At 66.8% G+C, this 19,791-nt stretch carries 17 protein-coding genes; 7 read left to right on the forward strand and 10 right to left on the reverse strand.

The window, feature by feature from the left end:
- Positions 1 to 8: 8 nt before the first annotated feature.
- Together IT355_01555 and IT355_01560 are read right to left on the reverse strand one after the other, a co-directional pair.
- Positions 9 to 1,043, reverse strand: coding sequence for a permease (locus tag IT355_01555; GenBank protein MCC7051921.1), 1,035 nt, complete (start codon positions 1,041 to 1,043; stop codon positions 9 to 11).
- Positions 1,040 to 1,390 (reverse strand): metalloregulator ArsR/SmtB family transcription factor, encoded by a 351-nt coding sequence (locus tag IT355_01560; protein ID MCC7051922.1) that lies wholly within the window; start codon positions 1,388 to 1,390, stop codon positions 1,040 to 1,042. Before IT355_01560 ends, IT355_01555 begins: the two co-directional genes overlap by 4 nt.
- Positions 1,391 to 1,671: 281 nt before the next feature.
- Here IT355_01560 and IT355_01565 point away from each other — a divergent pair, with 281 nt between their 5' ends.
- The 3 genes from IT355_01565 (at position 1,672) to IT355_01575 (ending at position 3,303) form a co-directional block, all read left to right on the forward strand.
- Entirely contained in the window at positions 1,672 to 2,271 is a 600-nt protein-coding gene (locus IT355_01565) for a sigma-70 family RNA polymerase sigma factor (protein ID MCC7051923.1), read from the forward strand.
- Positions 2,268 to 2,519: a zf-HC2 domain-containing protein gene (locus IT355_01570; GenBank protein MCC7051924.1), complete on the forward strand. Its 252-nt coding sequence runs from the start codon at positions 2,268 to 2,270 to the stop codon at positions 2,517 to 2,519. Before IT355_01565 ends, IT355_01570 begins: the two co-directional genes overlap by 4 nt.
- 79 nt (positions 2,520 to 2,598) lie before the next feature.
- Positions 2,599 to 3,303: a PLP-dependent transferase gene (locus IT355_01575; protein ID MCC7051925.1), complete on the forward strand. Its 705-nt coding sequence runs from the start codon at positions 2,599 to 2,601 to the stop codon at positions 3,301 to 3,303.
- Positions 3,304 to 3,704: 401 nt separating this feature from the next.
- On the opposite strand, the gene IT355_01580 is transcribed toward IT355_01575, so the two are convergent.
- Positions 3,705 to 4,367: a transposase gene (locus tag IT355_01580; protein MCC7051926.1), complete on the reverse strand. Its 663-nt coding sequence runs from the start codon at positions 4,365 to 4,367 to the stop codon at positions 3,705 to 3,707.
- A 682-nt stretch (positions 4,368 to 5,049) separates the two neighbouring features.
- Entirely contained in the window at positions 5,050 to 5,340 is a 291-nt protein-coding gene (locus IT355_01585) for a hypothetical protein (GenBank protein ID MCC7051927.1), read from the reverse strand.
- Between the two features lie 232 nt (positions 5,341 to 5,572).
- On the opposite strand from IT355_01585, the gene IT355_01590 reads away from it, so the two are divergent.
- A complete protein-coding gene (locus IT355_01590) occupies positions 5,573 to 6,832 on the forward strand; it encodes a sodium:proton antiporter (protein MCC7051928.1) in 1,260 nt (419 codons plus the stop codon).
- Positions 6,833 to 6,986: 154 nt separating this feature from the next.
- On the opposite strand, the gene IT355_01595 is transcribed toward IT355_01590, so the two are convergent.
- From IT355_01595 to IT355_01610, 4 genes are all read right to left on the reverse strand, one after another.
- Positions 6,987 to 8,774 carry a glycoside hydrolase family 15 protein gene (locus tag IT355_01595; protein ID MCC7051929.1) on the reverse strand — a complete coding sequence of 596 codons (1,788 nt, stop codon included), beginning with the start codon at positions 8,772 to 8,774 and terminating at the stop codon, positions 6,987 to 6,989.
- Positions 8,771 to 9,562, reverse strand: coding sequence for a trehalose-phosphatase (gene otsB / locus IT355_01600; protein ID MCC7051930.1), 792 nt, complete (start codon positions 9,560 to 9,562; stop codon positions 8,771 to 8,773). The genes IT355_01595 and otsB overlap by 4 nt, the downstream gene beginning before the upstream one ends.
- Positions 9,559 to 11,835, reverse strand: a complete 2,277-nt coding sequence (locus IT355_01605; protein MCC7051931.1) for a trehalose-6-phosphate synthase — start codon at positions 11,833 to 11,835, stop codon at positions 9,559 to 9,561. Before IT355_01605 ends, otsB begins: the two co-directional genes overlap by 4 nt.
- 66 nt (positions 11,836 to 11,901) lie before the next feature.
- Entirely contained in the window at positions 11,902 to 13,062 is a 1,161-nt protein-coding gene (locus IT355_01610) for a mechanosensitive ion channel family protein (protein ID MCC7051932.1), read from the reverse strand.
- A gap of 193 nt (positions 13,063 to 13,255) precedes the next feature.
- Between IT355_01610 and IT355_01615 the strand changes: the two genes are divergently transcribed.
- Both IT355_01615 and IT355_01620 read left to right on the forward strand, forming a co-directional pair.
- Positions 13,256 to 13,819, forward strand: coding sequence for a universal stress protein (locus tag IT355_01615; GenBank protein MCC7051933.1), 564 nt, complete (start codon positions 13,256 to 13,258; stop codon positions 13,817 to 13,819).
- Between the two features lie 5 nt (positions 13,820 to 13,824).
- Entirely contained in the window at positions 13,825 to 14,322 is a 498-nt protein-coding gene (locus IT355_01620; GenBank protein ID MCC7051934.1) for a MarR family transcriptional regulator, read from the forward strand.
- Positions 14,323 to 14,348: 26 nt separating this feature from the next.
- On the opposite strand, the gene IT355_01625 is transcribed toward IT355_01620, so the two are convergent.
- The gene (locus tag IT355_01625) at positions 14,349 to 15,719 is read right to left on the reverse strand and encodes a DUF389 domain-containing protein (protein ID MCC7051935.1); all 1,371 of its coding nucleotides are present in this window, start codon (positions 15,717 to 15,719) and stop codon (positions 14,349 to 14,351) included.
- Between the two features lie 394 nt (positions 15,720 to 16,113).
- Between IT355_01625 and IT355_01630 the strand changes: the two genes are divergently transcribed.
- Entirely contained in the window at positions 16,114 to 17,985 is a 1,872-nt protein-coding gene (locus IT355_01630; GenBank protein ID MCC7051936.1) for an APC family permease, read from the forward strand.
- A 27-nt stretch (positions 17,986 to 18,012) separates the two neighbouring features.
- On the opposite strand, the gene IT355_01635 is transcribed toward IT355_01630, so the two are convergent.
- Complete coding sequence (locus tag IT355_01635; protein ID MCC7051937.1) at positions 18,013 to 19,206, reverse strand: cation:proton antiporter; 1,194 nt, start codon at positions 19,204 to 19,206, stop codon at positions 18,013 to 18,015.
- Positions 19,207 to 19,791 lie beyond the last annotated feature (585 nt).

Consider the following 19,791-nt stretch of genomic DNA (forward strand, 5'->3'; position numbering starts at 1 on the left):
GTCGGTGCTCAGAGCACCGCGTTGAAGATGTATCCCACGGCGAGAATGCCGCACGCCACCACCCCGACGAAGGTGAGGATCAACCGGACCTTCAGCACCTTGCGCAGGATGATCATCTCGGGAAGCGACAGCGCGATCACGCTCATCATGAACGCGAGCACGGTCCCGAGTGCCGCGCCCTTCGCCAGCAGCGCCTCGACGATCGGGATGATGCCGGCGGCGTTGGCATACATCGGAATCCCGGCCAGCACGGCGAGCGGTACCGACCACCACGCGTCACGCCCCATCCGGCGCGCCATGAACTCCTCGGGCACGTAGCCGTGGATGACCGCACCGACGAGGATGCCGCCCAGCACGTACGGCCACACCTTGCCCACGATCTCCCGCACCGCCGCGAACCCTGCCTCGATGCGATCGGCCAACGTGAGGACGTCGTGCACGGCGGTCGCCCGGGTCCGCGGCATCTGCTGCACCCAGTCCTCGAGCGAACCTTCCATCCTGAGCCGCCCGATGACCCAGCCCGCGAGGATCGCGATGCCGAGCCCGAGGCCGAGATAGAGTGCGGCCACGCGCACCCCGAACATCCCGAACAGCAGCGTGAGCGCAATCTCGTTCACCATCGGTGCCGCGATCAGGAACGAGAACGTGACCCCGAGCGGCACACCGGCCTGCACGAACCCGATGAACAGCGGCACCGCTGAACACGAACAGAACGGCGTCACGATGCCGAGGACGGCGGCGAGTACGTTGCCGACCCCCTCCGACCGGCCGGCAAGCAGAACTCGCGTCCGCTCGGGCGTGAAGTACGAGTTGACCATGCCCATCACCATCACGACACCGGCGAGGAGGAGCAGCACCTTCGGCGCGTCGTACAGGAAGAAGGTGATCGACTCGGCGAGGTGGCTGCCCGATGCCACCGGCAGCGACGCGACGAGCGCCGTCGCCAACGGCGCCAGCGCCCGGTAGGTCGCGAACCAGAGGACGATGGCCACGCCGACGAACAGCCGGGGGCTGCGCCGCGGGAAGCCGAGGACGACGTTCACGACGCGACCTGGATTGCCGTGCGCGTGGGACGCCCCTCGAACCGGTGCAACCGGGCCCGCGCCCGCACGACATGGTCTGCTGGCACGCCACCCTCGGCACAGCCGCGGACGACCAGGAGGGCCCACGCTGGCAGCGCCGCCGGGAGGCGGTAGAACATCCGTCGCCCTTCCCTGCGCCCCTCCACCCAGCCTGCCTCGCGCAGCAGGGCGAGCTGCCTGGACACGACCGGCTGGATCAGGTCGAGCGCCGCCTCCAGCTCACAGACACACAGCTCACCTTCGAGTCGCAGCAGCGCCAGGATCGTGCGCCGCGTGGCGTCGGCGAGTGCGTTGAAGTCGGGGGCCATGCCAATACATATACCTTGTTATATATATTGTCAAGCGTATGATTCTCGCGGATGCCGTCCCGTGCTCGGTGTCGCTGCGCTGTGGTCATATCGCCTCGGCCGGGACGTGCGGTACCACCGTCGGGAACTGTCGCCCAGCGCACCCAGCGCGTGCGCCGGGAACGATGGGCGGCGGGCGCGTCCAGTCATCGTCTCACACGTCGAACACACTGCGGGGACACTCCGGACCGAGCGATGGCCGACTCGCATCACGCCTGTGTCAGCCGTCGTATGTTCACCACATGACCACGGCACTGATCACCGCCCTGCCATCCTTCGAAGCCGTCACGCTGCCGCTCCTGCCCGAGTTGCTGCGTTTCGCGCGGTCCCTCACGCGCGACCAGGCCACGGCCGAGGATCTCGTGCAGGACGTGTACCTGACCGCGCTCCGCAGCTGGGACCAGTACGACCCGGGGTCCAACTGCCGGAACTGGCTCTTCACGATCTGCCGGCACCGGTTCTATCGCATCAGTTCGCGGGCGCAGCGCCAGGTGCCCGTGGATGATGCAGAGCTCGAGTCACTCGCCGTCGGCGCACTCACGGCGTCCGGGACACCGGGGCACTTCGTGGAGCTGCTGGAGCGCGACGACCTGCGCGAGTCGATTCGTCATGCGATGGTGACCCTGCCCGAGCCGTTCCGGGACGTTGCCCTGCTCGTGGACTGGCACGAACTCACCTACGACGCGGCCGCGACGGTGCTCGGCGTCCCGGTCGGCACGATCCGCTCACGGTTGTTTCGCGCGCGGCGCATCCTGCAGCAACGCCTGATCGAGCATGCGCGCGATGCCGGGCTCGCCGCCGTCGCCACACCCGACGTGCCGAGGGAGGACCTCCGTTCATGATGACGTCGATGCTGGACTGCGAGACGGTGATGCGTCGCCTGTGGGACTACCTGGATGGTGAGCTGACGGTCGAGCGGATGCGCGAGATCGAGCTGCACCTGGCGCACTGCGAGCGGTGCCGGCCGCACGCCGAGTTCCGTCGCGCGTTCCGGGGCGCGGTGGCAGGGGCTGGCAGTGCGAGTGACGACACGGACGCGCTGAGCCGCCGGGTCCGTGCGGCGCTCCAGGCGGCGGCGGGCGGCGGGTGATCGTCGGCGCGGCGATGGTGAACGGAAGCGAGGCGCCTTCACCGCCGCGCTGGGCGTCGCGCCGACGGCCCTCGTGTGGATGGAGACGCCTTCCAACCCGCTCGTCCGCGTGGTGGATGTGCAGGCGATCTGCGACGTCGCACACGCGCATGGCGCGCTCGCGGTGGTCGACAACACCTGGGCGACGCCGGTGCTGCAGCGCCCACTGGAACTCGGCGCGGACGCCGTCATGCACTCTGCGACGAAATACATCGGCGGCCATTCAGACATGATGGCTGGCATCGTCCTGCTGCCGCACGCATCGGCGCTGGAGCGGCCGTTGCGCATGGTGCAGCATCACAAGGGCAGCGTCCCCTCCCCCTTCGACTGCTGGCTCGCACTGCGTGGCATGCAGACGCTGCCCGTGCGCGTGCGCGCGCACTGCGGGGGTGCACAGCTGGTCGCTGAGTCGCTCGAGCGGAACGCGTCGGTCGAGCGGGTACTGTATCCGGGGCTGCCCAGTGATCCGGGTCACGCGCTCGCGGCCCGACAGATGACCGGCTTCGGTGGCATGCTGTCGTTCATCGTGCGCGGTGGGGCACCCGCCGCCATGCGCGCGGCGAGTCGCCTGCAGCTGGTGACGCGTGCGACGAGCCTTGGAGGCACCCACTCGCTGATCGAGCATCGGGCGTCCGTGGAAGGGCCGCAGACGATGGCGCCCCCCGGATTGCTGCGGATGTCGGTGGGGCTCGAACATCCGCAGGACCTCATCCGGGATCTGGAGCACGCCGTGCAGACTGCCTGAGTCCTGCGAGCGCCGGCGGAACGTGCCGACCGCGTCGGGCGATGGGCGGCGGGCACCTTCAGGTGACATTCCGCACTCAATGCTATCGTGATGTCGGTCACCGTTCGCAGGGTATCTGGAACATCACGACCGGCGAGACGGCTTGCCGCACTATTGCTGCAGAGGCGGTTCCCGCGGATCGGGATCTGCCCAACCGCCCGCGGGTTGAACGTCCGGCTGTTCGATTCCACGTGGCGCGATCCGGCCCACACTGGCACGCCGAGCAGCTCTGGCTGGGTCCTCCCCGGCGTACGATGGGCGGGTTCGCGGCAACGCTCGTCCCAGGTTTTAATCCGGTGACAGTGCACTCATTTCCGACGCGTAGGGCGGCCGGGGCCCTTCGTATTCCGGTGACAGTGCACTCATTTCCGACGCGCGGGGCGGCCAGGGCCCTTCGGTGCGAGCCCTCGGCCGGTCAGAGCCTCGAGCCGGCGCACGAACTCGGGCGACCCCACCGGCCGGCCGATCGTGGACGCCGCACGCAGGCCTGCCACCCGCTGCGCGTTCGGCTCATCGCCCAGATACGTCGCCACATTACCGATCATGCGCAGCAGACGCCGGGGATGCGTCAGCCCATCATCTGCGCCGGTGAGGTACGCCCGCGCGCTCGACCAGCGCCATTCGGCGGCCGTCTGTGCCAGGCTGGCGCGGACTGGGTTGAGCAGCACGTAGCGCAACGCCTCGTACAGGTGTGCGTCATCCATCGGCACTGACCCATATCGTCCCTGCCAGAAGTGCCCGGTCACACCGTGGCGCGCGTTGCTGCGCTGCGCGTAGCGCTGGTGGACGACCGCGAGGCTGCGTCGCAGCCCGTCGCCGGTGGCCGGCTCGAGAATCAGGTGCACGTGGTTGGGCATCAGGCAGTACGCGAGGCAGGTGACCTTCTGTGCCGCGCACGCGCGGCGCAGAAGGTGGAGATACTCGAGACAATCCTCAGCGGAGTGGAACGTGCGTTGGCGCCCATTGCCACGCTGGGTGACGTGATGGGCGAGGCCGGGGATGACGACGCGCGCGATACGGGCCATGGCGGGTTTCGGCTGGACGCTGCGTGAGCAGCCGCACGGCGGCTGCGGCGGGCATGCCCACCATGCGGGTGTCCCGCTCCGCGGACCAACTCGAAAGCGTGCACTGTCACCGGTTTTCGTGCATCGGGCAGGCGCGTCGCCGGCAGCGTGCCTTGTCACCCGCTTGGCGTGATGGCCACATGCCGGAAGGGGCGGGCTGTCACCGGACTTCGCGGAAACGGTGCACTGTCACCGGATTTCATCGGATTTCGCGGAAACGGTGCACTGTCATCGGATTTCCTTGTCACCGGATTTCCTGTCACCTGACGTCCGCAATGGTGCACTGTCACCGAACTTTCGAAGTGACAGGCATCATCACGAAGGTGCGGGATGCGGTCGACGACCGGTGAGTCGTCTATCGCCTGAGCGCGACGGGCATCGCCCGCGCGCCGATGCCCGTCGAGCTCGTGCTATGGTCAGCGGAGCACGAAGACACTGATGCCCCTGCCGCGATGCCACCATGATCCGCAGGAAACGCGCGCTTTTCCTGCGCCGTGTTCGCGCAGAGTGGCATCGAAGTGGCACTCGAGTAACTTGACGCCGTCGTCGCCGGGTGCCCACGCCCGGTTCGGTGCGCCTGCACCAAAAAGGCCCCAGGCTCGGGAATAGTCAGGAGTACAAGGCGGCCCCGCGTCTCGAGGTGTCAGAGCCGGCTGCGCGCGTCCTCACGTTCCGACGCGCAGCTCGCGCCGACCTTGCGCGGTGCGCCTGCATCGAGCGCGGCGAACCGCTCGGCATCACGCTGCACACCGCAGTGCTCGGCGCTCTGCATCGCGGCTCGTCCCAGCGTGGCGCCGGCGACGAACAGCGCGCCGGAAGCGATGATCGCCAGCTTGAACACTGCCAGATCGATCCACGCCGACGGCAGGACGCTCGGCTTGTAGCCCAGCGCCATGCCGACGCAGACCGCGAAGCCCACGATGCCGCCGAGCATCAGGCAAAGATTGGCAATCCGACGCATGAGGTCGCTCCGGTTTCGGCCAGTGACACGATGCACGTTCAGCGGCGCCGAGCGGAAATCTTCGCCATTCCGTGCGCGCGACCGCCCCGCGAATCAGTAAATTAGCTGCAGAACGCTCGACCGCGCAGGGTGCGGACCTCGCCAGGAGCGCGCCTGGCTCGAGCAGACGGAGTCGACCGTCTCCCCGCCTTCCAGCTACGCCATCGTGCTCGAAATCGTCTCGATTCTGCTGGCCGTCACCGCCGTCCTCGCGTTCGTCAACACGCGCTTCCTGCGGCAGCCGCCCGCAATCGGACTGCTGATCACCGCGCTCGGCAGCGCCCTCGTCGTCAAGGCGCTGGGTGTGCTCGGCCTCCTGAACCTGGATCCGATTCTGGCGCTGCTGCGCGAGCTCGACTTCCGCGCAGCGCTCCTCGACGGCATGCTCGGCCTGCTGCTCTTCGCTGGCGCATTGCACGTGGACCCAGCCCAGCTGCGGGCACAGGTCAGGCCCATCGCTGCCCTTGCAACACTGGGCACACTGATCAGCGCGGTGCTCATTGCGACAGCGGTGGTATGGATCGGCAAGGCAATCGGGACACCCGTCCCAGTCATTTGGGCTCTCGCGTTCGGCGTCCTGATCGCGCCGACGGACCCCATCGCGGTGGCGGCGCTGTTACGCAGCGCAGGCGTTCCCAACGCGCTCCAGAAGACGATTACCGGCGAGTCGCTCTTCAACGACGGCATCGGCGTGGTCCTGTTCCTCGCCGTCCTGACGACGATCGAGCAGGGCGTCGTCCCTGGTGCGGGCGAGATCGCTCGCCTGCTCGGCGTCGAGATCGTCGGTGGCCTGGCGTTCGGGCTGGGGCTCGGGTGGGTTGCCGTGCGTATGCTGCGCCAGATCGACGAATACCAGACGGAAATCCTGCTCACGCTCGCCTTCGCATTCGCAGGCTTCACCCTCGCGCGGTATCTCCACGTCTCTGGTGTCCTCGGTATGGTGGTACTGGGTCTCGTGATCGGGCGGCAGGGTGGCGACGACGTCATCTCGACAAGGACCAAGCAGCGACTTGACGACTTCTGGGAGTTGATCGACGAATTTCTCAACGCCGGGCTGTTCGTCCTCATCGGCGTCGAGATCCTCGTCATCGATGTACGCCCCGCTGCGCTGCTCCTCGGGCTCCTCTTGATCCCGGTGATCGTGGCCGTGCGCTGGATCTCGGTCGCCGGCGTCGTCTGGCCGATGCGGCACGCGCTCCAGTGGCCCGCGGGAAGCATCGGCCTGGTCACGTGGGCGGGAGTCCGCGGCGGTATCTCGATTGCCCTGGCCCTCGCGCTTCCGGCGAATCCGTTGCGGACGACGCTACTCGCGGCGACCTACGTGGTCGTCTGCTTCTCCATCGTCGTTCAGGGACTGTCGGTCGGCTGGGTCGCACGCCGACTCCTTGGGGCGACAGCACAAGGCACCGACACGGCGCACGACTGATCCGCCGTCCGCCACGGCGAACATCCTCCGAGCACCGGCGTTGATCGTCACCCTTTCGGGAAAGCCGCCACATCTGTGCGGCCCACGACCGGCCACAGCCAACCGCGACCGACCGCGTTCGGGTCAACGGGGTCGGCTCTGGCCCCTTCGGCGCTCAGAAGGCCCGCTCCCACGGGATCGAAAGCCGCAGCGCTGAGCTGATCAACCCGACCATGCTGTACGTCTGCACGAAATTTCCCCACTGCTCGAGCGACACCGGATCGATGTGCTCCGCCAGCAGGCCATGCGGGTTGCGGCACGCCAGTACGTGTTCGAACAGCTCACGCGCCTCCAGTTCGCGGCCGATGGCTGCCAGCGCGTTGATGTACCAGAAGGTGCACGCCAGAAAGGCGTTCTCCGGCTTGCCGAAGTCGTCTTCGCCGACATACCGGTAGATGAAGTGCCCGCGCAGCAGCTCGCGCTCGATGGCATGCACCGTGGCGACGAAGCGGACGTCGTCCGCCGACACAAAGCCGACGTCGTGCATGCGCAGCAGCGACGCGTCGAGTGTGCTGCCGTCCATCGTGGCCACGAACGTGTGCAGTTCTGCGTTCCAGCAGCGGCGACAGATCTCGATGTGCATGCGATCGGCTGTCTCGCGCCAGAACGTGTACCGATCGCGGAGGCCAAGCTGCGCTGCGATCCGCGCCAGCCTGTCGCAGCCCGCCCAGCACATGACGCTCGAGAACGTGTGAACATGCGTGCTTCCACGCAGCTCCCAGATTCCAGCGTCGGGCTGGTCATAGCAGGCGGCAGCACGGTGCCCGATCTGCTCGAGGCGCTCGAAGAGCGCGACGTCGCCGCGCTGCTCGAGCCGCCGGTCGAAGAAGATGTGCGTGGCGGCCAGGATGGCGGCGCCGTACACGTCATGCTGCACCTGCCGATACGCGTCGTTGCCAACCCGCACGGGCCCCATGCCGCGATACCCCGGCAGTGACTCCACGGTGCGTTCCTCGATGTCCGGCCGCCCACTGATGGTGTACATCGGCTGCAGCTCCCCGTGCTCCGCACTGGCGATCACATTCATGATGTACGCAAGGAAGCGCTCCATCGTGCGCGTCGCGCCAAGCCGGTTCAGTGCGTCGACGACGAAGTACGCGTCGCGGATCCAGCAGTAGCGATAGTCCCAGTTACGTTCGCTTCCGGAGGCCTCAGGGATCGACGTCGTCATGGCGGCAATCACCGCGCCCGTGTCCTCGTGCGCGTTGAGCTTGAGCGCGATGGCGGAGCGAATCACGACATCCTGCCACTCGAACGGAATCGCCAGCGCGCGCACCCAGTCGCGCCAGTGTGCCACCGTCTCCTCGAGGAAGCGCCGGCCGACGATCCCGGCCGACTCCGTCACCGTCTCATCGGCGCCAAGGATCATCGTCACCGTGCCGTCGAGAAAGAACGGCAGTTCCTCGACGATCGGGGTGAGCGGCGCATCGGTCGTCAGGCGCAGCACGACGTCACCGCCGATGTAGCGGACGTGATTGCTGCCCATCGTACGCTCGGCCGGATAGCGCCCGTACTGGCACATCGGTCGGAGCCGAATCCGGATGCGGGGGTGACCCGCCACGGCGGTCACGCGACGCACCAGCGACATGGGACAGAAGAAGCGCCCGTACTGCTCGAATCTCGGTGAGAAATCGACGATCTCGACCACGCCGCCAGAGGCGTCGTGCAGCCGGGTCACGAGGACGGGGGTGTTCTCGAGCACGGACTGCTCGGTGCGCACACACTCGAGCACCTCGATGCCGAAATGGCCGCCCGCCTCCGGCGCGTCCGTCCCGTTCAGCAACGAGCAGAACGCGGGATCTCCGTCGAAGCGCGGGAAGCACGCCCACGTGATATCCGCGTCGGGCGTGATGAGCGCGCTGATGGTGCCGTTCCCGATCAGGGCCAGGTTCAGTGAATTCATGACGGGACCGCTCCACCGGCACTCGCGGCGACGGCCTGGCTGAGCCAGCGCCGCACGGCACGGACGTCCCGCATGCGCCAACCTGCCGTCGTGCGTCCCGGGCCCACCTTCACCGAGATTCCATCCAGTTCGTTGATCACCGCAAATCCGTACTCGTCCGTCATGTCGTCCCCGATGAAGACGGGCCGTCGCCCTCGGAATGGCGCTTCCGTCAGGAAGGTGCGGATGGCCGTGCCCTTGTCGCGTCCCGCCAACTTCAGTTCGACGACGCGCTTGCCGCGCTGCACGCAGAACTCCGCGCCAGCCACGTCACCGACCTGCCGCATCACGCGATGTGCATAGCTTGCAAGCGCCAGCGCCTGACGGTAGTGCAGCGCGAGCGATAGCCCCTTGTCCTCGAGCAGGAGGCCGGGGTGACGCTGGACGACGTCGCGAAGCCGGGTACGGGCGAGATCGAGCGCCGGGAGCGGCGGCGAGCACCGCGTGACATGGCCGTTTGGCGCTCGCCGCTCGAGGCCGTGCTGCCCGGCAACGGGCAGGTGCAGCGCCGGAAAGAGCTGGTCGACCTCGGCCACCGGGCGGCCCGTGATGATCGCGACCGCACCGCCGGTGAGCGTCGTGAGCGCGGTGATCGTCGCCCGGAGTTCCGCGTCCACCTGTACGTCGCCCGGCCGAGGGGCGATGTCGAGCAACGTGCCATCGAGATCCACGAAGTACGCCCACTCCGGAGTCGGTGACGGGACGCCAGCCGTGCGCCGTCGTCGCGACGCAGGCATTGTCGCGGTCACGCGCTCGCCTCCCGACGGTCAGGGGTCGCGACGAGACGGGGGCGCAGGCCGGCCGGGAATTCGAAGCGGCGGATGAGGCGTGTCCGGCGCCGCACGCTGGCGGCATCCAGCATCATGCGCCCGGCCCAGCGGTACACGTTGAACTCTCCCACGAGGCTGCGCATCAGGCGCATGCGCGCGCGCTGCTCCTGCGGCGGCATGGTGACCGCCTGGAACAAGGCCTCTGCACACTCTTCCGCGTCGTACGGGTTGACGACGATGGCCTCCGGCAGTTCTCTGGCCGCACCGGTGAACTGACTCAGCACGAGCACGCCCCGCTCGTCGTCGCGCGAGGCCACGAACTCCTTCGCCACGAGGTTCATCCCGTCATGCAGGCTGCTGACGAAGCAGACGTCGGCGCCCCGGTAATATTCGTAGACCTCGCGAGGTTCGTGGTGCTCCGCGTGCAGGATGATCGGGGCATGCGCGGCGGCAGAGAACTGCGTGTTGATCCGCATGGCCAGCGCACGCACCCGCGCTTCGTACGCCTGGTAGTGCTCGATGCTCGAACGCGTCGGGGCGGCGATCTGGATGAAGGAGAACCGGCCCACCCACTCCGGGTGGATCTCGAGAAAGCGCTGCACCGCGCGGAAGCGTTCCTCGATGCCCTTGGTGTAATCGAGGCGATCCACACCGACGCCGATGACATGCCCTTCCGGCAGCTGATGATGGTGCCGGACGTCCGCCCGGCACTGCTCCACTTGCTTGGCCAGCATCGGCGCCGCCGGCGGCCAGTCGACCGAGATCGGGTATCGCTTCACCGCGGTCGGCTCACCGTGATAGGACACGGTGAATGATTCACGATCCACCCGCGCCTCGAGCAGCCGATCCACGGTGTCGACGAAGTTGTTGCAGTGGAACTGTGTGTGAAAGCCGAGGATGCTGCTGCCCAGCAGTCCATCGAGCAGCTCCTCACGCCACGGGCAGATGCTGAACGCCTCAGGGTTCGGCCACGGGATGTGCCAGAACGTGATGATCGTGGCGTTCGGCAGGAGCTCGCGGACGTATCGCGGCAGGAGCGCAAAGTGGTAGTCCTGCACGAGCACGATGGGGTCGCTGGACGTCGCCTCGCGCACCACGGCCTCGGCGAACTTCCGATTCACCGCGACGTACTGCGCCCAGTCGGTGGCCCGGAACGTCGGTCGCACGTGTGCATTGTGGCAGAGAGGCCAGAGCCCCTCGTTCGAGAAGCCGTAGTAGTACCCGGACTCCTCCTGCGCCGACAGCCAGACCCTGCGGATCTGGTACGCAGGCGTGTCGACGGGCACGCCGACCCGATCATGGCGGTCGACGACTTCCCGGTCGGCGGTGCCGGAGCCGTGTGCGATCCACGTGCCGGAACAGGCACGCATGATCGGCTCCAGCGCCGTCACCAGCCCGCTCGCCGGCTGCTTCACGACAATCTCGTCGCCCTGAAACATGTGCATGTACGGCTCGCGGTTCGAGACCACGATCACCTCCTGCCCACGCAGGTCGCCATCGAGAATCGCCTTCAATGCGGCCGCATCCCACGGCGCCTGATGCTCTTCCCGGGCGCGATGCTCCGACTGGATATCCTGAATCAGCGCGCGGAGATCGGCCGCAATGGGCCGCAGCTCCGGCCGGTCATGCTTGTCAGTGGGGCGCAGGATACCTTCGCCCCGCATGAGCGCCCGGAGGCCCTGTTCCCATCCACGCCAACTGAGCTGCGCCACCGCCACCGTGATCATCGACACGGTCAGGCCCAGGGCCGCGAAGACGTAAAACAGGTACTTCCGCGTCTCCTCGCTTCGGCGTCCGACGAAGCTCATGTCATGCACCAGGACCAGCTCACCAGATGGAGCACTGTCGCTCGCCAGCGAATGCACCGACACGAGCAGCGGACCGCGCGCACTGCTCAGAACGTGCGTTGCCGGATCCTCGCCGGTGAAGCGGGCGAGGCTGTCACACGCCACCTCCGCCGGCAATGACGGGGTCGCAATCGGCTTCGAACCGGGCGCCGCGCAGTACCCCATCGCGAACAGGCGCTCATCCTGGGTGATCTTTGCGAACAGCTGGCGTACCCTCGCCTTGTTGTCAACCTGCACCAGGTCCTGCACGGCATCTTCGACCGTGGTCGCCACCAGCTTGGCGCGAATGTCGAGGTCGCGCGTGAACCACCGCACCGTCAGGGTGTCGACGAGCGGGACGACGGCATAGGCGACTCCGGCGAGCACGAGCAGCAGCGGAATGATGAATCGGAGCGAGAGTCGCATGGGCCTCATCGGGTCGTGCGTGAATCCAGGGGACGGAACCGTGGTCGTCGTGCTGATGGCGTCGGCTCACGACGCGTCGGCGTACTCCCGGGCACGCAGCTCGCGAGGTGCGGCACGCTGCAGCAGCAACGTCTGGGTTGGATAGGCGAACTCGATCCCGGCGTCCTCGAACTGCGCGTGTAAGGACAGGTTCACCTGCTGCTGGATGTCCATATACTGGTTGTAGTCAGCAGAGTTCACGAAGTACACCACCTCGTAGTCGACCGCGAAGTCGGCGAACGAGGCCAGATGCGCGCGGTCAAACCGCACCGGTGACTGGCGCTCCACCGCATCGCGCAGCATACCGGGAATCTGCTCGAGCAGATCCCTTGGCGTCTGATATGTCACGCCGACGTGAAATACCACGCGCCGCTCCTGCATCCGGCCGTAGTTGCGAACCCGACTGTCGAGCAGGTCGCCGTTCGAGAAGATGAGCTGCTCCCCGGACAATGCCCGCAGACGCGTCGTCTTCAGCCCGACGCGCTCCACCGTGCCCATCAGCTCGCCGACCGCGATGAAGTCACCAATCACGAACGGCTTGTCGAGCACGATGGCGAGCGACGCGAAGAGGTCACCGAGGATCTTCTGCGTCGCGAGTGCAATCGCGACGCCGCCCACGCCGAGACTCGCCACGAACGCAGTGATGTTGACGCCGAGGTTGTCGAGTGCCAGCAAGAGTACCACTGTCCAGATCACCACCTGCACGGCGACCTGCAGCGCGGCGAACATGGTGGATGTGCTCCGGTCCTCCGCCGGCCGCCGACTGCGGTGAACGGTGATCACACCGCGGGCGGCCGCCGTAGCCCACAATCCCACCTGCGCCAGGAGGGCGAGCGCGGCCACCCCGCTCACCCACCGCTCGCCAGTTGACGAGAGCGGCAGCGAGCGCAATCCGACGAAGAGACCGCCGACGACGACGAGCAGCGTGCGCGTGCTACGGACCACGCTCACCACCACGTCGTCCCAGGGATTCGTGGTGCGCTTCGACAGCACGGCGAGCCGGTTTGCGGCGACGGAACGCATGAGCAGTCCACACGCCACCACCGCCGCCGACAGTGCTGCCGCGCGCAGCAATACCACGGTAGACACGTCTGCAAGAACGACCGATTCGGGGAGCACGAGTCTCCTCCCGCCGACCTGCAACCGCAGGCCAGCCCATCGAATCACAAGTGGGAGCCGGCTCGGCATGCCGTCCGGACCATCGAGCGGTGCCGCTGCGTGCAATCAGCACTGCGGCAGGAACAACCGACGCGGGCCCTGATCGAACACTCAGGATTCCACGACGCGAGAGCTGTCCTTTACATAGACACAAATATAGTATTCGATGACGCAAGCGGCGGCAACCCACGCGCCTCACTTCCCGATCACGCCGGAGGCTCACGTGCTGAATCGACTGCTTCTCGTGCTCGACGAATTCGATCCGTCCGAGATCGCGATCATGGAAGCCTTGCATCTCGCCGGCGAGCACGGCAGTGCCGTGCTCTTCGTCGGCATCGTGCCGACGCTGACGGTGCCACCCTTCGAGGTGCCCAGCATCTCGGTGCTCAGCACCGCGCGCCGGCAGTCCACCGCCGAGGCGACCGTGAGAAGCCGGATCGAACGCGGCGTCCGCGAGGCGTCGCGTCTCGGGCTGCGAAGCGCATTCCGCCTGTTGGACCCGCCGCGGAGTGCCAAGATGGTGGTCGCTGTCGCGGAAGAGGAGGGGTGCGACACGATCATCATCGCGTCCGACGGTCGGTCCGCGCTGGGTCGCCTCATCGCGGGGAGCCTGATCCCCGGCCTCATCACACACGCCCCGATGCCCGTGATCGTCTGTAAGGCGAACCGGGATGTCGTGCCGGCACCCGTGACACGCACGCCGCCGACGCGAGATCCGGCCCCCGTGCTGACTGTCGTCGCGCGAGGGCGCCCAACACGCTGCGGGCTCACCGGCGTGCCAGCGTGATAGACGTGCCTCCGCGACGCCGGCACATTGACGAACCGGACTCGCGTGCCACGCCTGACACGGTGCTGCAGCAGTTTCGGGTCGTCTTCACGGCCATCAAGACGCACTTTCAGCAGTTGGAACGACAGGCAGGCATCGGTGGGGCACAGGTCTGGGCGCTCGCCACGATTAGGGACCACCCGCGGATCAGCATCGGCGAACTCGCCGTCGCGCTCAGCGTGCGACAGCCGACGGCGAGCAACCTGGCCCGCAGTCTCGCCGAGCAGGGGTGCATCACTCACGAGCGCCGCACGGACGACCGACGTGGTGTCGCCCTGCGCATCACGCGAACAGGACTGGCGATGCTCGCGCGTGTGTCACCGCCCTACGAGGGGGTCTTGCCGGCCGCCCTGGGAAACCTCGATCCGGACACGCTGCACAGGCTCGATGCGGACCTGCGCGCACTCATCAGTCATCTCAACGCGGACGACAGCGCACGCCTGCGTCCACTCGCCTCGCTGTAGCGCCGACACCGATGGGCGACGGCGCACTACCGCCGCTCGACGTTCGTCAGCTCGACGGAGTCCACCTTCAGGCGCGTCGTCAGAAAGGCTCGCAATCGGGTCGAGGCGGTGCGATCCGGCGAACGGCGCCACCTTGCCACTACGGCGACACGAGCACCGAGCGCCGGTGTGGCGGCGGTATCGACGTCGGACACGATGTAACCGACCGCCAGCGACAGCAGCCCCGGATTGAGTGCGCGTACCTCCGAATACAGGCTCCGGGACGGCAGTTCCGCCGCCCGCAGGCGGATGACCTCCGCCTGCAGCGCCGCCGCACGTTGCGCATCGGCCGACGGCGCCTTCGCATCGCGCATCGTCATCTCCTTCAGCGCCTCCTGCCGCAGCACATCGGCGAGTTCCTCCAGCGACGGTTGATGCCCGAGCGGCTGTCGCAGCACCAGCCGCGTCTTCGCGAGTCCATACGCGGAAAGGCGCTGACGTACGCTGTCAACTTGCGCGACGGGGACCGGTTCACCGATCAACGTCGCCTCGATGGTGGAGGAATCGCGAGCATATCGGAACGCCGTGTTCAGGACGCTTCGGTCGGCGAACACCAGGTTCTCCGCAACGAAGCGGCGCGCGGCCCCCTTGAACCGTGTTTCCTGCACGACGTTCCAGCCGGTGTAGATGCTCGGCAGGACGAGGACGAGCGTCAGGATCACGATGACAGTGCGCACGCGCCCACGCGTGGTCGACTCCGGCACGGCGACCCGCGGGAAGTGCATCAGTCGCACGAAGCCGAGCGTCGCGAGGCAGATGAAGAGCGCATTGATCAGGAACAGATGCATCGCGCCGAGGAAGAACCAAAGATCGCCGTGGGCGAGACCGAAGCCTGCCGTGCAGAGCGGCGGCATGAGCGCGGTGGCAATCGCGACGCCGGGAAGCACCTGACTCTTGTTCGCCTTGCGCGTGACCGCGACGATGCCAGCCGCGCCCCCGAACAGGGCGATCAGCACGTCGAACAGCGTCGGTCGTGTCCGCGCGAGGAGTTCGGACTGCGCCTCCGCCAGCGGCGAGATGAAGAAGAAGAACGTCGACGCCGCGAGTGCGATGGCCGTCGCGAACACCAAGCTGCGCACGCTGCGGCGCAGGAGCAGGACGTCACTGGTCCCGAGCGCAACCCCCATGCCGACGATCGGTCCCATGAGCGGCGAGATCAGCATGGCACCGATGATGACCGCCGTGGAATTCACGTTCAGTCCGACTGACGCGATCAGGATCGCGAACACGAGCGCCCAGGCTCCCGTGCTCCGCAATTCCACGTCTGAGCGAACGTGCTCGATGCTGGCGACGTAGTCGGTCTCCTCCCGGAGCGACAACGCCGATCGGGCGCGATTCCAGAGCTGTTCAGGGAGCACGAGACGATCCTTCGGCAAATGGTGACGGCGTCTCCAGGGCGCACGCTCTCCGGATGTTCGTCGATCTCATGCTCACGCACAAGGTCCTGACGCAGGTCTGGGACGACGTCCAACCGCAACGCGCTGACGCCCAGGGCGCATGTGCTGGCGCGGGAGGGCCACAGGCGCTGTGAATTCGGCGGACGCGCTCCGATGGGACCCGTGCCCGCCACGCTTCGCCGCGTCGACAACAGGCCGCACCGAGCGCGTACAGCACGATCCCAATCCGAGACTGGCCGAGTTGTCGTACGGCGAATAGCTTCGTCACGGCACGACAGGCGTCTTGCACCAGTGTCCAGGCTACGACCACCGTGTGCCGCGTACACGTTCGCCATTCCGCTCCCATCGGCCGAGAATGCACGACGAAGAACCCGAGCCGTCGCGCCGGGCACGCACACTACCAGCCTGGCAGTTTGCCGGCTGGGGCGAGGTTGACCGACTCGACCTGACGGCCACCGGCTCCGGTGCAGCGGAGCCGATCCGCCACCTCGATCAGCCGAAGCGCCACCTGCTCGGCGAGTGGAGCGCAACCGCCATCTGCGGCAATGACATCACCTCGAGCGTGCTGTACGTATCGGCGCTCTGTGCCGCACAGGCAGGAATCCTCGCGCCCATCGTCCTGTTGCTCGTCGCCGGGGTGCTCTACCTCTTCCGTGGGATCTACGCGGAAGTCGGCAGTGCGTTGCCGCTCAACGGGGGCACCTACACCGTACTGCTGAACACCACCAGCAAACGGCTGGCCGCTGGCGCCGCATGCCTCACGCTTCTCTCGTACATCGCGACGGCGGTGATCAGCGCAAGTGAGGCGATGCACTATGCGCACAACCTTGTGACCGGGCTGCCAGTCCTCGCGTCCACAATAGCCGTCCTCGCCATCTTCGCAGCACTCACGATCCTCGGCGTCGGGGAGTCGGCGATCGTCGCCATCGGCATCTTTCTGCTGCACATGGTGACACTCGTCGTGCTCGTGATCGGCGGCATCATCAGCGTGGTCCACGATCCGTCGCTGCTGATGGCCAACATCGCCCTGCCCTCACCGCGCGCGTTGATGCCCGCGCTCTTCTTCGGATTTGCCGCCGCGATGCTCGGGGTGAGTGGATTCGAGAGTTCGGCAAACTTCATCGAGGAGCAGCGCGTCGGCGTGTTTCCCAAGACGCTGCGGAACATGTGGCTTGCCGTGGCGGTGTTCAATCCGCTCGTCAGCCTGCTCTCGCTCGGGCTGTTGCCGCTGGCGCAGCTGCGCACCGTCCCGCCCGACATGCTCGCACGGATGGGTGATCGCGCCGTCGCGCCCTGGCTTGGCACCGCCGTGAGCATCGATGCCGTGCTGGTGCTATGCGGCGCCGTGCTCACGAGCTATGTGGGCGTCATGGGCCTGGTGCGCCGGATGGCACTTGATCGCTGCCTGCCGCAATTGCTCCTGCGCGAGACACGCCGCGGCACGAACCACTGGATCGCGATCGCCTTCCTCGTGCTCTGTGTGTCGATCCTCTGGGCGACCGCGGGTGACCTTTCGACGCTGGCTGGTGTCTATGCGTTGTCATTCCTCAGCGTCATGGCGCTCTTTGCGATCGGCAACCTGCGCCTCAAGCAGGCGCGGGGCCGGCTCCCGCGGGCGGTCACGGCGTCGCGCACAGCCATCGCGATTGCGCTCGTTGCCGTTGCGGTCGCGCTGGTCGGCAATGTCGCGCTCTCGACGCGCAATGCAGAGGTCTTTCTCGCGTATGCAGGTATCGCACTGCTGGCTGTGGCCGCGATGCTGTTCCGGATCCGCGTCCTGAGTTTCGTCCTCAATGCGTCCCGCGCCGTTGCGGACCGGGCGATCGGCGTGAATCGCTGGATCCGCGAGCGCGTGATCCGCTGGATCGAGCAGATCAACAGCGTGTCGGTCGTCTACTTCACCAAGGGTGACAGTGTCGAGATCCTCCGCCGCGCCGCTGAGTATGTGCTCCAGAACGAGCAGACGAATCGGATGACCGTCGTTCACGTGTACCACGACGAGCACGATCTTCCCGCGGGTCTGGCCGGATCGCTGGCACTGATCGATCGCGAGTTTCCCCGCCTGCGCATCGACGTCCTTTTTGTCCGCGGCCGATTCGCGCCGGAGCTCGTCGAGCAGCTGTCGCTCCATCTGGGCGTGCCGAAGAACCTGATGTTCATCGGCACGCCCAGTGATCACTTCCCGCATCGGATCGAAGCGCTCGGCGGTGTTCGGCTCATCCTGTAGGCTGGCGCCAGACTGGACCGAGCGCCGTCATGTCACTGGAGGATCAAGCGGCGCGTAGCCATGTGACGCGACCGGCGTTCCGACCTCGCTCAGGACGTCCAGTTCCGGAACCCCACGACCGAGCAGGAATCCGGGCAGGATGGTATTCACGACGGTGTACACGATCAGCGCGCCGAAGACGAAGTCGGGGACCGCGAACTGATCCCGGAGGATCTCCGCGATGACCAGCGAGAAGACGAGCGTCGGTGCGAGGGCGATTGCGATCGGCAGGCCGCTCTGCCACGACTCACCCATCGCATGGCGCCGATGCACGACGACCATCGCGATGCGGGCCGGGACGCACACCACCACGGCACCGAGACCGAACCAGATCGCCTTCGCGGTGAAGTCCTCGGCATGCAGGTGCAGCCCGGCATTGAAGAAGTAGAACGGGGCGAAGACGGACGCGAACGCCTCCACCGCGTGCAGCGTCCGCTCGGACGACATGGCTGGCAGGCGCGTGCGAAACGCCTGAGCCGCGATGCCGACCATGAATGCGCCCACGAGGTAGTACACGCCGAGAGCACGCGTGATGTAGGCGCTGACCACCGCCAGCATCAGCAGGAAGGCGAACTCCGACTTCGGTGCGTACGGTGCGATCCGTGCCGCAAAGAACCGGAACAGCAGTGGCAGCACGAGGACAAGGGCGAGCAGCGCAGCAGTCGCGACGCCGAGTCGCTCTCGCGACGTGGACTGCAGGGCAATGAACAGCACACCAAGCGCGAGCAGCTCGGTGGCGATCGCCTTCGACTTGATCCAGAATCGCTCCCGCGGCTGCAGACCGAGGGAGTCGAGCGAATCAAGGATGAATCCCGTTGACGGCGTGAAGAGGGCCAGCGCGATGAGCGCGCCGATTCGGTAGGAGAACTGCATGCTCATGGCGATCACCACACCCGACCCGAGGATCACGAGCAAACGCACCGCAACATGCTGCGCGATGACCCTCGCTCCCTCCCGCAGGTCAGCGCCGTTCACCTCCAGCCCGGCGGTGAGGAACATCGCGACGATGCCGAATGTGGCAAGCAGACTCAGCGTCGGGTCCTGCGTCAGGATCCCGCTGGCAGACGCCGCTGCACCCAGCAGAAAGCTCGTGATTGCGCTGGGCAGGCGGAAGCGCTGCAGCGCTCGAGGCACGACGAACAGCGCGAAGAGCAGCAGGATGTACGTGAGATCTTTCGGCACGCGATGACGTAAGAGGGCGACGTTCGTACGATGGATGAACTGAGCGATCTGGCTGCCGGGGATCACGTGAACCGGAACAGTCCACCCCGCGGCGGGTAGTGTCCAGTGAACACGTCAGAGGCGGTCGAAGCAGACGGTTCCGCATACCGGGCACAACTTAACGCCAGTCGCCACACGCGACGTCCCGCCCTAGAGGCAGCGGCACACGGGCGATCCATCTGTGCGTCGTCCGCTCGATGCACCGTCCAGATCGCCATGCGACAGCGGGCACAGCACCGGCTTGATTCGCGGCTCCTCCGGGGAAGCGGACATGGCGTGCCGCCAGGGTCGTCTCAGCGATGCCGAACGTATGGAGCCGGCGCCAGGGGGGCTGGAGTTCCTCAGGGACGCCGAACCGCGCTCGCGCCCGGCCATTGCGCCTTTCGACGTCGACATCGCACGCGTCCTGTCGCTCGCACTGGTGAACGAGGGTGCAAGCACCGAGTCACAGTTCGACCGCATGGTCAAGCGGAGCTTCGTGACAGAACCATGCGCACTGCAAGAGATGCTCGATCACATCCCAAAGGCCCACACGGCCGCTGCGGC

The sequence above is a fragment of the Gemmatimonadaceae bacterium genome (assembly GCA_020851035.1).
In the GTDB taxonomy this organism is placed as follows: Bacteria; Gemmatimonadota; Gemmatimonadetes; order Gemmatimonadales; family Gemmatimonadaceae; genus JACMLX01.